We start from the raw sequence: 12186 nt of genomic DNA, 5'->3' as shown, positions 1-12186 counted from the left end.
ACATTTTATAATCGGAGCAGCGCATGAGAGGGGCAAGCGGTGCACTCAGCGCATGGCTGTCTCCATATTGCGGCGGTAGTAATTAACCTGTGCCGGGCCTATCTTCTGGTCATCGAAACGTAAACAGAAGATGAGACAAGATAATGTTTGACCCTATCAAGAAATTCGCTCGCGCCTTTCGCGCTCCGACCACGCAGGAACGTGAAATGGCATATTTGAATGGCTCGCTCGATCGTATCGATCTCGAGTTTCGTCAGCGCCAGGTCGATCGCGGTCTGTTCCGTAATCGCTGATAATGGACTTTATACTTGAGGTAAGTGAGGGACGTTATGCATAACGGAGGCCCCTCGGCATGAAGAAGCTCCTCTTCGCAGCGAGAATTGAGGGGCGGTTTTTGGAGCGGTATCATTTGCCGCTCTTGTCATGGTCGTGTGCGCTGCACTAAATACCGGCCATGTTGTTTCGCCGTCGCAAGCCTGCGGGATTCAAGGAAAAGATGCGGGAGCTTTTATGGCCTCGCAAAGGTTTCCTTCGCCCGATCCGTTATCTGACAATGCGCGTCCTGCGCCTGAGCGCTTCGCCGCATGCGGTTGCCGCCGGCGTCGCTGCGGGTGTCTTCGTCTCGTGGACGCCGTTCATCGGCGTGCATTTCGTCATGGCTTTCGTCATCACCTATTTCCTCTCCGGTAGTATGGTGGCCGCCGCCCTCGGCTGCGCCGCCTTCGGCAATCCGCTGACCTATCCCTTCATCTGGGGCATCACCTGGGAAATCGGGCATCTGCTGTTGAGCCGCGAGGATCAACTGGCTGGTCAGACGGTGGATCTCGCCGCCCTTTTCCACAAGCTGAACTTCACCGAATTATGGAAGCCGGTGCTGGAGCCGATGCTGGTCGGCGCTATCCCGCCGGCGATCGTCACCTCCGTTGCGCTCTATGCGCTGACATTCTACACCGTGAAGGGTTTTCAGACGCGCCGCCATATACGGCTGATGGAGCGGGCGCGCCTGCGTCTTGCCGTTCCAGCCGGCGACATGCCGAGCGTATGAACCCGATCAAGAATTCTTAAGCGACGGAAGGGGCCGGCATGATCATCGGCATTGGCAGTGATTTGATCGACATTCGCCGTGTCGAGAAATCCATCGAGCGCTTCGGCGAGCGCTTCACCCATCGCTGCTTCACCGAGATCGAGCGCGCGCGTTCCGACAGGCGAGCAAACCGTGCCGCATCCTATGCCAAGCGTTTTGCCGCCAAGGAGGCCTGTTCCAAGGCGCTCGGCACCGGCATGGCGCAGGGCGTCTTCTGGAAGGACATGGGCGTCGTCAACCTGCCGAGCGGCAAACCCACCATGCTTTTATCAGGCGGCGCCGCCCTGATCCTCGAATCGCTGCTGCCCGCGGGCCACAGGCCCGCCATTCATTTGACAATAACGGATGATTATCCCTTGGCGCAGGCTTTCGTCATTATCGAGGCGTTGCCCGAGAGCCTCTGATGGCGACCTCGGGAACTGTTGATCGCGACCTCTCGTCGCTTTTGATGTTGTCGCCATTGCCGCAACCGGCCGAAGCCGCTAGAGAGAACGACAGAAAGAATTGCGCCGCCGCGGCGTCTTGAAGGAATAAGACTGCGTGTCCGAAAAAGTCGAAGCCAAGCCGAACGCCCTCTGGGAAAATATCAAAGTTATCATCCAGGCGCTGATTTTGGCGATGGTGATCCGAACGGTGTTGTTCCAGCCCTTTACCATTCCGTCCGGTTCGATGATGCCGACCTTGCTTGTCGGCGACTACATCTTCGTCAACAAGTTCGCTTACGGCTATTCGAAATATTCGCTGCCTTTCTCGCCTGATGTCTTCAGCGGCCGCCTGTTCGGCGCCGATCCGAAGCGTGGCGACATTGTCGTCTTCCGTTTCCCGCCGAACCCCGACATCGATTACATCAAGCGCTGCATCGGCCTGCCGGGCGACCGTATCCAGGTTACCGACGGCGTGCTCTACGTCAACGGCAAGCCGGTTCCGAAGGTGGCGGACGGTGCGTTCACTTCGGATTACAAGCTCGACCCGGGCGAGGACGTGCCGGTATTCCGCGAAACACTCGACGACGGCAAGTCCTACGACACGCTCGATCAGTCTCGGGTGTCGCGTGGTGATAACACCCGCGAGTTCATCGTGCCGGAAGGCCATTATTTCATGATGGGCGACAATCGCGACAACTCGCTAGACAGCCGCTTCGACGTCGGCTTCGTGCCCGCTGAAAATCTTGTCGGCCGTGCCAGCGTCATCTTCTTCTCGCTCGGCAACGACACCTCCTTCCGCGAAATCTGGAAGTGGCCGACGAACATGCGTTGGGACCGCCTCTTCAAGGTTGTTGAATGAGTAAGGCGCAGACGCTTTCTGCGGCGGACCGCGCAAAGCTTGAGGGCCTGATCGGTCATGACTTCGCTGAAAAGGAACGCCTGGATAGCGCGCTGACCCATGCCAGCGCCCGTACCGAAAAGGGCGGCAATTACGAACGGCTGGAATTCCTCGGCGACAGGGTCCTCGGGCTCTGCATCGCCGAGCTTCTGTTCCGCACCTTCGGCACGGCAGGAGAAGGCGAGCTCTCGGTTCGCCTCAACCAGCTCGTCAGCGCCGAAACCTGTGCTGCGGTCGCCGACGAACTCAATCTTCACCTCTATATCCGCACCGGCGCCGATGTAAAAAAACTGACCGGCAAGCGCATGATGAATGTGCGCGCCGATGTCGTCGAAAGCCTGATCGCCGCGATCTATCTCGACGGCGGCCTCGAAGTCGCCCGCCGCTTCATTCTGCGTTACTGGCAGGGCAGGGCGGTGCGGGCCGATGGCGCCAAGCGCGACGCCAAGACCGAGCTGCAGGAATGGTCGCACGCGAAATTTGGTGTCACGCCGATCTACCGGGTTGATGAACGCAGCGGACCGGATCATGATCCGCGCTTCAAGGTGACGGTGGAAGTTGCTGGCATTAAGCCCGAAACCGGCGTAGAGCGGTCGAAGCGTGCCGCCGAACAGGTGGCGGCAACGAAGATGCTCGAGCGCGAAGGCATTTGGCAGCAATCGCCTGCCGGAAACTGACGGGACAATGACACAAGAAGAAGAGATCGCGGCCGAAGCTGCCGCAGAAACCAATCGTCCGACGCATTCGGGCTTTGTCGCGCTGATCGGGCCGACCAATGCCGGCAAGTCGACGCTGGTCAACCGCCTCGTCGGCGCCAAGGTCTCAATCGTCAGCCATAAGGTGCAGACGACGCGGGCCATCGTCCGCGGCATCGCGATCCACGACAATGCCCAGATCGTCTTCATGGATACGCCTGGTATCTTCAAGCCGCGCCGCCGGCTTGACCGCGCCATGGTGACCTCGGCCTGGGGCGGTGCGAGGGATGCCGATCTGATCGTGCTGCTGATCGACAGCGAGCGCGGCCTGCGCGGGGATGCCGAAGCCATCCTCGAAGGCCTCAAGGAAGTCCGGCAGCCGAAGATCCTGCTGCTCAACAAGATCGACCGCGTCAATCGCGAGGATCTGCTGGGGCTGGCCGCTGCCGCCAACGAGAAGATCGCTTTCGATCGCACCTTCATGATCTCCGCCGAAAACGGCTCCGGCTGCGACGATCTCATGGACTATCTGGCGAAAACGCTCCCGGAGGGGCCGTGGTACTATCCGGAAGACCAGATCTCCGATCTGCCGATGCGCCAGCTCGCTGCCGAGATCACCCGCGAGAAGCTGTTTCTGCGCCTGCACCAAGAGCTCCCCTATGCCTCCCATGTCGAGACGGAGACGTGGGAAGAGCGCAAGGACGGCTCGGTGCGGATCGAGCAGGTGATTTATCTCGAGCGTGACAGCCAGAAGAAGATCGCGCTCGGCAAGGGTGGTGAAACCATCAAGGCGATCTCGACTGCTTCCCGCAAGGAATTGTCGCAGATCCTCGAACAGCCGGTCCATCTCTTCCTGTTCGTCAAGGTTCGCGAGAATTGGGGTGATGATCCCGAGCGGTTCCGCGAAATGGGTCTCGATTTCCCGAAATAAGCACGGCAAGGATTTCGTCGGGTTGGCGCCAGCCCTTTGTTTCCGCATAAAAAATTGGCCTCGCTCATGGAACAAATCCGTGCCTTGCGCATTCCTTGACGAACGGCGCGCCAATGTTGGCGCGCCGATTTTGCGACGGCAAGGGCAAGCATGGCGACGTCGAGACCCATCAATTCTTTCAAGACCCCTTGCGACCAATGTCCCTTGCGGCCTCTGCCGCATTTCAGGGAGTTCAGCCGCGACGAGCTGGAATTCGTCTCGAGCTTCAAGAGGGGAGAGCTTGCCGTCGATGCCGGCTCCACCATCCTCGTCGAGGGCGCACATAGCGCTCACCTCTTCACCGTGCTCGCCGGCTGGGGCTTCCGCTACAAGATGCTGGAGGACGGACGCCGCCAGATTCTGAACTATATTATGCCGGGCGACCTGGTCGGCCTGCAGGGAACGATCGCCGGTGAGATGCAGCATTCCGTCGAAGCGCTTTCGCCCGTGTCCCTTTGTGTCTTCGAGCGTGACAGGCTGATGACGCTGTACAACAAGCACGCCTCGCTGGCCTTCGACATCACCTGGATCGCCGCGCGCGAGGAGCGCATCCTGGATGAGCATCTCTTGAGCATCGGCCGCCGCACGGCGCTGGAAAGAGCAGCCTACCTGATCGCCTTCCTGTTTGAGCGTGGCCGGAAGCTCAATATCTTCAACGGCCGCAAATTCATTCCCATCACCCAGCAGCACATCGCCGACACGCTCGGTCTTTCCATCGTTCACACCAATAAAACTTTGAAAAAGCTCAGCGAACGAGGGTTGATCCGCTGGCAGGAGCGCGGCTGCGAGGTGCTGAACGGCGAGGAATTGATGGCGATCGCCGGCTGGGAAGGGCTGGGAGAGGGCAAACGCCCGTTCATCTAAAGCGCGTCGCGTCTTAGGTCTTCGTTCTGCGCGACATGCTTTGGTCAAGCAGCCTGGTTATGTCTTTTTTAAATGCAGATTAGCAGCAAGGAAAATAAGGTCGGCTGTCATCTTCCTCCGATTTTGATTCTTATCGACCGGGCAGAAAAATGGTTTATTCAGAAAAGGTGGCGGAATTCACCGATAGCGTGCCATGCGGGGCACCGGAGGGCAATGATGTTGGCGAAACGGCCGGGGCGCTGCGACAGGCGCCCGACGAGGGGCATCGAATCATGAGCGCAATCCGTGTTCTGGTTCTTGAAGACAGTTTGATCATCGCGATGGAGGCGGAGGATATTCTACGCCTGGCCGGCGTCGAGAGCATCGATATCGTCGGCAGCGTCGAACAGGCAAGGGCCGCCATTGCTGCGGAGAAATATGATTTCGCTCTTCTCGACGTCAATCTCGGCGAGGGCATGAGCTTCGGTTTTGCCCGCCATCTTCTCGACATCGGCATCCCGTTCGGCTTCGTCAGCGGCTATTCCGATACCGGCGATTTCCCGCCCGACCTGCAGCAGATACCGCTTCTGGTGAAGCCTTTCGACGAAATGGCGATGCGGGAATTCCTGCAGAGGCTTTTCCCGGCTGTCGCCTGACGCGGTCCCCGACGGAAGCCGGGCCTTGCATTGCAGCGTGTCTTTCAGACGCGCAAAGGACGCTGTAACGCGTTGAATTATGCAGTAGGATGGATTCGTCAGCCGTAAGGACTTCTTTCGATGCAGTGGCAGGACCATGCGATCATCCTGGGCGTCAAGCGCCACGGCGAGACGAGCGTCATCGCCGAGGTAATGACGCGTGATCGCGGCCGCCATCTCGGCCTGGTGCGCTCCGGCCGCTCGCGCGCCATGCAGCCGGTGCTGCAGGCGGGTAATGCGGTGGAGGTTATCTGGCGCGCCCGGCTTGACGAGCATCTGGGCGAATTCCGCGTCGAGCCGGTGACGCTGCGCGCTGCCCGGCTGATGGAAACGGCAACCGCCGTCTACGGTGTCCAGGCGATGGGCGCGCTGCTGCGGCTGCTGCCGGAGCGTGACCCGCATCCGCATCTCTTCGATGCACTGGAGGTCATCCTCGATCACCTGCACAACCCGGCCGATGCCGGCGAACTCTTTGTGCGTTTCGAACTTGCGGTGCTGAATGACCTCGGCTTCGGCCTCGATCTCGCCGAATGCGCCGCGACCGGCGCCCGTTCCGATCTCGTCTATGTCTCGCCGAAATCCGGCCGCGCCGTCAGCCGCGCCGCTGGTGCCCCCTGGGCGGACAAGATGCTGCTCCTGCCGCAGTTCCTCAGCATCGAGGGCAATCATGCGGCCGACTTCGATAGTCTCTCAGCCGCATTCCGTCTGACAGGGTTTTTTCTGCATCGCCATGTCTACGAACCGCGCGGCATCGAAGCCGTGGCAGCCCGCGACGGCTTCGTTCAGGCGGCACTCAAGGCGCTCAATCCAGCCTTGCGGACGCTTTCAGGTCCGAATGGTATTTCCGCCTGACTTCCGTTTTTTACGGGTGCAAAACATCCTCCGGATTTGGCGGTTTACCTGCCTATGAGCGCTTCCTATGTCTTCACAGGATTGCCAATCAAGGAGGATCTCATGCTGACCAAGACCGCATCACCGACGACGATCACGCTCTGGAATGGCCGCGAAATTCCGCGCCTCGGTATGGGATGCTGGGCGATCGGCGGTCCCTTCTTCGCCGGCGACACGCCGCTCGGCTGGGGCGATGTCGACGACGATGAATCCGTGGAAGCGATCCACCGTGCCATCGAACTCGGCATCCGCTTCTTCGACACGGCCTCGAACTACGGCGCCGGCCACTCGGAGGAGGTGCTCGGCCGGGCGATCGGCAATCGCGACGATATTGTCATCGCCACCAAGTTCGGCTTCGCCACCGACCCGGAAACCAAGCAGGCAACCGGCGCCTTCGCCGATGAGGCCTTCATCCGCCGTTCGGTCGAGACCTCGCTGCGCCGCCTCAAGCGCGATCGCCTCGATCTCCTGCAGTTCCACCTCAATGATTTTCCGCTTGAACAGTCGGATGCCGTCTTCGATACGCTGGAGGCGCTGCGCGCCGAAGGCAAGATCGATGCGTTCGGCTGGAGCACCGATTTTCCCGATCGTGCCGCCCGTCATGTCGGCCGCCAGGGCTACGTCTCGATCCAGCATACGATGAACGTTTTCGAACCGGTGCCGGAGATGATCGCGGTGATCGAGGGGACGGGTCTGATGTCAATCAATCGCGGTCCGCTGGCGATGGGACTGCTGACCGGCAAGTTCACCGCCGACAAGGCGGTAGGCGCCAAGGATGTCCGTGGGGCGGCCCTTGACTGGATGGTCTATTTCAAGAACGGGCGCATGGCCCCGGAATTCGCCGCAAGGCTCGATGCCGTCCGCGATCTCCTGACGTCAGGCGGCCGCACACTGACGCAGGGCGCGCTTGCCTGGCTCTGGGCACGCTCGCCGCGCACCCTTCCCATTCCGGGGTTCCGCACCGTCGCCCAGGTAGAGGAAAATGCCGGCGCTCTGGAGAAGGGACCATTGCCGGCCGATGTCATGGCAGGCATCGATACCGCACTCGCACGCGTGTGACGCTCTAACTCTTTGTTTTCACGCAATTCCGGACGGAGAACCGCTTCGCGCTTTTCCTGGAATTGCTTTATGCTGCGGCGCGACGCTTGAGCGCCCAGCCTTCTGGCCTCTCTTCAACGATGCGGACGGTGTCACCGATCGTGACCCTGCCGCTGCCGCGCGGCGTGACGTTCCAACCGAAGAGCGGGCCTGGCACGCGCCGATCGGCCGACATACGGAGGCGGCCCATGGCCGGCATCGGGTTTGGTCCCTCGCGGGACCCGGTCAACTGGTCCTGCGTCGTCATGATGCAGCGGGAGCAGGGTTTGACGAGATCGAAGCGGATGCCGACGATCTCGATCGCCGCCCAGCGGTCCTCCGCCCAGGCTTCGTCGGTATCGATGACGATGTTCGGACGGAAGCGTTCCATGCCGACACTGCCTTCGCCATGGGCGGCGAGATCGGCATTCAACGCTTTCAGCGAGCCGGTCGTCGTCACCAGGATCTGGTAGCCGTCGGTAAAGGTGACGGGCGTGGCTTCGCCGGCCCATTCGGCATTCGCCGTCCGCCGTGCCTGCCCGTCGAAGAAGACCAGGCGCACCTCGCGGCCAAGCCATTCCGAAAGCTGCCGGTTGCTCTCCGGATCGGCGACGGCCGCGTTGACGGCAGATTTCCACACGATCACATCCATGCGGGCTTCAGGCTGAGGCGGTGGTACCGATATGTCCGTTTTCCCCTGCATCAGCAGCCGAAAGGCACTCGCTTCCGGTCGTACCTCGATGCGTGCGAGGTCGGGCAACTCGCGCTGGGTGATGAAGTGCCCCTGCGCATCGGTGATCATCGCCCGCCGGTCGCCTGGAAGCCCATAGGCGTCGATGTCGGCGGCGGGCAGCGCAATGCCACGGGCGCTCTTGAGCGGATAGATGAAGAGGTCGCTGACAAGCATGCCGTTCTCCTAGATTTCGTCCATGAATTCCGAGAGAAAATCGCGCAAGCTCTTGTCACGCGCGGCCGCCAGCCTGCGGCCGGTCTCGGTCTGGAATCCTTCCGCCAGTTTGAACAGCTTCGTCTGGAAATGGTCAATGGCATAACGCTTGTCATCGAGCGGGCGGTCTGCCGCTGCCGGGTCGAACGGATCGTAGAGCCCGGATCCCAGTCGCCCGGCGATATAGAAGCAGCGGGCGACGCCGATCATGCCGATCGCGTCCAGCCGGTCGGCATCCTGCAGGATCTTCGCCTCCAGCGTCTGCGGCGCCACCCCGGCCGAGAAACTATGCGCGGTGATTGCGTGGGCCGCGGCCTCGATATCCGCGCCGCTCCAGCCAAGTTCCGCCAGGATCGCCGATGCCTTCTCGGCCGCCAAAGCCGATGCTTTTGCCCGCTGCGGCGAATTCTTCTCGACGGCGACGCAGTCGTGCAGCAGCACGGAAGCAACAAGAACCCGCCCGTCGCCGCCTTCTCCCGCATGGATGCGCATGGCATTCCTGAAAACGCGCAGGATATGGGCAAGGTCGTGCGAGCCGTCGTCGCCGTCGGCCGCATGCGCAATCAGCGCTGCGGCAAGCGTTTCGTGTGGGGAGAACGCTTCAGCCGCGAACATAGCGCCACCTGTCATGAGGAAGATCGTTTCCGCCGATAGCGCATCGGCGCGGTATTGAATGCGGGTGATAAAAGGATGCGACAACGAAGATCTCAGGAATCGCAGCCGATTTTCTAGAGCATGATGCCGAAAAGTGTGAGCGGTTTTCGGGCGACATCATGCTCTAACTATATATTGTAGAATAGGATTCAGATTTTAGGCCGACCCGGCCTGAAATCATCCTATTCTAACGGCTTGCCGTGCGAGTCGCAATCGAGGGTGATCTCACCGCTTGGCTTTGGGAAGATGCGTCACGCCGCCGTTTTTCGGCGGCAGGGAGAGAAGATGAGGCACCTCACGCGCCGGTCTCGGCGGGCTGATGTGATAGCCCTGGATCTCGTCGCATTCCTCGCACTCGAGCAGCGCCAGCTGCTCGGCCGTCTCGACACCCTCGACGGTGACCCGCATGCCGAGCGCATCGCCGAGCAGGATGATCGCGTGCATGATCGCATGCGCTTCCTTGTTGTCGACGATCTCGTTGACGAAGGATTTGTCGATCTTGATCTTGTCGAAGGGGAAGCTCGAGAGGTAGCTCAGTGAAGAATAGCCGGTTCCGAAATCGTCCATCGAGATGTGGATGCCGCGCTCCTTCAGCGCATGCAGGATCGGCAGCACCTCGCTCAGATTTTCCATCAGCACGCTCTCGGTGATTTCGAGTTCAAGCCGCGACGGCGACAGCGTCGCGGCGGCAAGCGCCTCGCTGACATCCCGTGTCAGGTCGCTGCTGCTGAACTGGATCGCCGAAACGTTGACGGCGACCTTGATGCCCTCCGGCCATTGCGCTGCATCGTCGCAGGCCCGACGCAAAACCCAGCGGCCGATATCGACGACGAGGCCGACCTCTTCGGCAAGCGGAATAAAATCCATCGGCGGAACGCGGCCTCGGACCGGGTGGTTCCAGCGGATCAATGCTTCGAAGCCGCAGATGCGCCGCTGCGTGAGGTCGTAGAGCGGCTGATAATGCAGCTCGAATTCCTCTTTCTCGACGGCTGCCCTGAGATCAGCTTCCAGCGCGTGACGCAGCTGCATCTGCGCTTCCATCTCATTGGCGAAGAAGCGCTCACGTTTGCGCCCGTCGGCCTTGGCATGCGACAGTGCCACGCCGGCATTTTTCAGCAGGATATCGGTTTCCTCGCCATCATCAGGCGCGACCGCGATGCCCATCGAGACGCTGAGCTCCACCTGTTTGTCGCCGTGGAGGAATGGTTCGGAAAGCTCTCGGCGGATCTGGTCCGCCAGCGCCGTCACGTTCCACGGCTGCTGCCTGCCCGTCTGCAGAATGGCGAATTCGTCCGAACCGAGGCGCGACAGGATGTTTTCCGAACCGGCCGAGGCGCGGATGCGCTCAGCGACCTGCTGCAGGATCGTGTCGCCGGCCGACACGCCCATCATGTTGTTGATCGATTTGAACCGGTCGAGATTGAGGTGAACCAAGGCGATCTGCTCATCCGGCTTTCGTTCGGCAAGCGCGGCATCCACCTGCTCGCGAAAATGGATGCGGTTGGGAAGACCTGTCAGCGGGTCGTGGTGGGCGAGAAAGGCAATGCGCTCGGCTGCCCGCCGATCCTCGGTGACATCGGCATGGATGGCGATGCTGCTGCCGTCGGAAAGGATGGTCACCATGCTCTGTATGATGCGGTCGTCGTCCATCAACCATTCGCGCCGACGGATACTGCCGCGTCTTGCGGTTGCGGAGGACTGCAGCCTGGTCCGCCTGCCGGGTTTAGCGTCGGCGTTCTCCCTGCCGCGCATTTTGGCCGTGAGATTGGCGATTGTCGCGCCCGCGGTGACATCGTCCTCCGTCAAGCCGAAGAGCTGACGGAAACGGATGTTGGAAAGCGTCAGCCGCTGGTCGGCGTCGAAGACGCTGAGACCGAGCGGCAGGTTGTTGAGAATGATTTCGAAGAGTTTTGTCTGTCCGTCGAACGCCTGACTGAGGGCCGATATATTGCCTCTCAGTGCATGGTTTTCCCTCAGCAGCGTTTCTGCGCTTCTCTCGATTTCGTCATAGTCGCTTTCATGGACGCGATAGGTCGCGATCACCAGATCCATCAGGCGCTGCGCATCTATCGATCCATCGTCTGAGACGGACTGAGTGCATTGCTGCCAGAAAAGCGCTTCGGCTTTCATGTGGATGCGTCTTGCGCAGCAGCTGCCCCGGCCTCGGGCGGAGATGCCTTCGATTGACGTACGTGCATCATTACGCCGGACATGATAACCTTTCTCAGATGAACACAGAAATTGCTTCTTATAGCCGGACTGTCTGGTGGCAAAGCGTGACGCCCATTTTCTATGCGCCGAATTAATATTCGGTTGCAGTGCAACAGCGACGGGCACGTCCTCAGACAATTGTTTTGTATGTGAAAAACCGCTGAAATAATGCGGGAAATCGGGTTGGCTGGCGCTGGCGGCAGGCGACTTCGCGGCGTTCCGTTAACTTTTGTCAATCATCGTTAATGAGAAGTTAACAACTTATTGACGCACTGCGCAAATCAGTTTAACCACCGAGTTAACAATGATTTTCCACCTTGGTATTGCGTGCAAACACCACCGGCAAAAGGCGGTGAATGGAGGTTTGTATGACCAGCACCCCATCCGTTTCAGACACCTCATACGCATATCTGGCGACACTGTCGCGGCTCGATGCCAACGGCGATGGCGTGCTCAGCCGCGGCGAACGTGCCGCCGATGAGAAGCCCGGCATCATCAAGGAACTTCTGGAAGACGATAAGGCCAGCGACACGCAGCCGAAATTTTCCGGCAGCCTGATTGCGCTGATGATGGACACGCGTGACAGCGGCACGGCAAGCAGCATTGCCGTTCCCTATCCACTCCAGCAGGCCGCGCCGACGACCGATAATCAGTCCGACGATCTTTACCGCAAGACCTACGGCCAGTTTGATTTCGATGCCGTCGCCTGAACCGCGTCTCGATTCGGGCGATCTGCAAGCCGGCCGTTTGGCCGGCTTTTCTCGTTCGACGGTCTCTAATCAGGAACACCTTCCGGT

General features: G+C 60.2%; 14 protein-coding genes. 11 read left to right on the top strand and 3 right to left on the bottom strand.

Annotation, left to right across the window (positions count from 1 at the left end):
• Positions 1–143 precede the first annotated feature (143 nt).
• The 10 genes from RWJ89_RS17500 (at position 144) to RWJ89_RS17455 (ending at position 7560) form a co-directional block, all read left to right on the top strand.
• On the top strand, positions 144–293 hold the full coding sequence (locus tag RWJ89_RS17500) for a DUF3563 family protein (RefSeq protein WP_003558084.1): 150 nt from the start codon (positions 144–146) through the stop codon (positions 291–293).
• 161 nt (positions 294–454) lie between these two features.
• A complete protein-coding gene (locus RWJ89_RS17495; protein ID WP_017959759.1) occupies positions 455–1045 on the top strand; it encodes a DUF2062 domain-containing protein in 591 nt (196 codons plus the stop codon).
• A 38-nt stretch (positions 1046–1083) separates the two neighbouring features.
• A complete protein-coding gene (gene acpS / locus RWJ89_RS17490; RefSeq protein ID WP_020049306.1) occupies positions 1084–1488 on the top strand; it encodes a holo-ACP synthase in 405 nt (134 codons plus the stop codon).
• 136 nt (positions 1489–1624) lie between these two features.
• Positions 1625–2368 carry a signal peptidase I gene (lepB, locus tag RWJ89_RS17485; protein WP_025393926.1) on the top strand — a complete coding sequence of 248 codons (744 nt, stop codon included), beginning with the start codon at positions 1625–1627 and terminating at the stop codon, positions 2366–2368.
• The gene (rnc, locus tag RWJ89_RS17480; RefSeq protein ID WP_017959762.1) at positions 2365–3084 is read left to right on the top strand and encodes a ribonuclease III; all 720 of its coding nucleotides are present in this window, start codon (positions 2365–2367) and stop codon (positions 3082–3084) included. Before lepB ends, rnc begins: the two co-directional genes overlap by 4 nt.
• 7 nt (positions 3085–3091) lie before the next feature.
• Positions 3092–4033 carry a GTPase Era gene (gene era, locus RWJ89_RS17475; protein WP_168255067.1) on the top strand — a complete coding sequence of 314 codons (942 nt, stop codon included), beginning with the start codon at positions 3092–3094 and terminating at the stop codon, positions 4031–4033.
• 150 nt (positions 4034–4183) lie between these two features.
• Positions 4184–4936 carry a Crp/Fnr family transcriptional regulator gene (locus RWJ89_RS17470; protein WP_017959764.1) on the top strand — a complete coding sequence of 251 codons (753 nt, stop codon included), beginning with the start codon at positions 4184–4186 and terminating at the stop codon, positions 4934–4936.
• Between the two features lie 149 nt (positions 4937–5085).
• Entirely contained in the window at positions 5086–5571 is a 486-nt protein-coding gene (locus RWJ89_RS17465) for a response regulator (RefSeq protein WP_077976117.1), read from the top strand.
• Positions 5572–5691: 120 nt separating this feature from the next.
• Positions 5692–6462: a DNA repair protein RecO gene (gene recO, locus RWJ89_RS17460; protein ID WP_025393929.1), complete on the top strand. Its 771-nt coding sequence runs from the start codon at positions 5692–5694 to the stop codon at positions 6460–6462.
• 102 nt (positions 6463–6564) lie between these two features.
• Positions 6565–7560, top strand: coding sequence for an aldo/keto reductase (locus RWJ89_RS17455; protein ID WP_221999547.1), 996 nt, complete (start codon positions 6565–6567; stop codon positions 7558–7560).
• A gap of 67 nt (positions 7561–7627) precedes the next feature.
• Here RWJ89_RS17455 and RWJ89_RS17450 read toward each other — a convergent pair whose 3' ends face one another.
• From RWJ89_RS17450 to RWJ89_RS17440, 3 genes are all read right to left on the bottom strand, one after another.
• Complete coding sequence (locus RWJ89_RS17450; RefSeq protein WP_222041012.1) at positions 7628–8485, bottom strand: MOSC domain-containing protein; 858 nt, start codon at positions 8483–8485, stop codon at positions 7628–7630.
• A gap of 9 nt (positions 8486–8494) precedes the next feature.
• Positions 8495–9154: an HD domain-containing protein gene (locus RWJ89_RS17445; protein ID WP_017959769.1), complete on the bottom strand. Its 660-nt coding sequence runs from the start codon at positions 9152–9154 to the stop codon at positions 8495–8497.
• Positions 9155–9403: 249 nt separating this feature from the next.
• Entirely contained in the window at positions 9404–11308 is a 1905-nt protein-coding gene (locus RWJ89_RS17440) for a putative bifunctional diguanylate cyclase/phosphodiesterase (RefSeq protein WP_316031187.1), read from the bottom strand.
• 437 nt (positions 11309–11745) lie between these two features.
• On the opposite strand from RWJ89_RS17440, the gene RWJ89_RS17435 reads away from it, so the two are divergent.
• A complete protein-coding gene (locus tag RWJ89_RS17435; protein ID WP_170268391.1) occupies positions 11746–12099 on the top strand; it encodes a hypothetical protein in 354 nt (117 codons plus the stop codon).
• Positions 12100–12186: the final 87 nt, after the last annotated feature.

This window comes from Rhizobium sp. 10PS4 (assembly GCF_032464805.1).
GTDB lineage: Bacteria > Pseudomonadota > Alphaproteobacteria > Rhizobiales > Rhizobiaceae > Rhizobium > Rhizobium laguerreae.
Note: the sequence above shows the minus strand (reverse complement) of the source record. Positions and strands in the feature narration are given on the sequence as shown.

What these genes read in the sequence shown, in the direction of transcription:
- RWJ89_RS17500 (WP_003558084.1), top strand. Translation starts at nt 144, where the DNA reads ATGTTTGACCCTATCAAGAAATTCGCTCGCGCCTTTCGCGCTCCGACC.
- RWJ89_RS17495 (WP_017959759.1), top strand. Translation starts at nt 455, where the DNA reads ATGTTGTTTCGCCGTCGCAAGCCTGCGGGATTCAAGGAAAAGATGCGG.
- acpS (WP_020049306.1), top strand. Translation starts at nt 1,084, where the DNA reads ATGATCATCGGCATTGGCAGTGATTTGATCGACATTCGCCGTGTCGAG.
- rnc (WP_017959762.1), top strand. Translation starts at nt 2,365, where the DNA reads ATGAGTAAGGCGCAGACGCTTTCTGCGGCGGACCGCGCAAAGCTTGAG.
- era (WP_168255067.1), top strand. Translation starts at nt 3,092, where the DNA reads ATGACACAAGAAGAAGAGATCGCGGCCGAAGCTGCCGCAGAAACCAAT.
- RWJ89_RS17470 (WP_017959764.1), top strand. Translation starts at nt 4,184, where the DNA reads ATGGCGACGTCGAGACCCATCAATTCTTTCAAGACCCCTTGCGACCAA.
- RWJ89_RS17465 (WP_077976117.1), top strand. Translation starts at nt 5,086, where the DNA reads ATGGTTTATTCAGAAAAGGTGGCGGAATTCACCGATAGCGTGCCATGC.
- recO (WP_025393929.1), top strand. Translation starts at nt 5,692, where the DNA reads ATGCAGTGGCAGGACCATGCGATCATCCTGGGCGTCAAGCGCCACGGC.
- RWJ89_RS17455 (WP_221999547.1), top strand. Translation starts at nt 6,565, where the DNA reads ATGCTGACCAAGACCGCATCACCGACGACGATCACGCTCTGGAATGGC.
- RWJ89_RS17450 (WP_222041012.1), bottom strand. Translation starts at nt 8,485, where the DNA reads ATGCTTGTCAGCGACCTCTTCATCTATCCGCTCAAGAGCGCCCGTGGC.
- RWJ89_RS17445 (WP_017959769.1), bottom strand. Translation starts at nt 9,154, where the DNA reads ATGACAGGTGGCGCTATGTTCGCGGCTGAAGCGTTCTCCCCACACGAA.
- RWJ89_RS17440 (WP_316031187.1), bottom strand. Translation starts at nt 11,308, where the DNA reads ATGAAAGCCGAAGCGCTTTTCTGGCAGCAATGCACTCAGTCCGTCTCA.
- RWJ89_RS17435 (WP_170268391.1), top strand. Translation starts at nt 11,746, where the DNA reads ATGGAGGTTTGTATGACCAGCACCCCATCCGTTTCAGACACCTCATAC.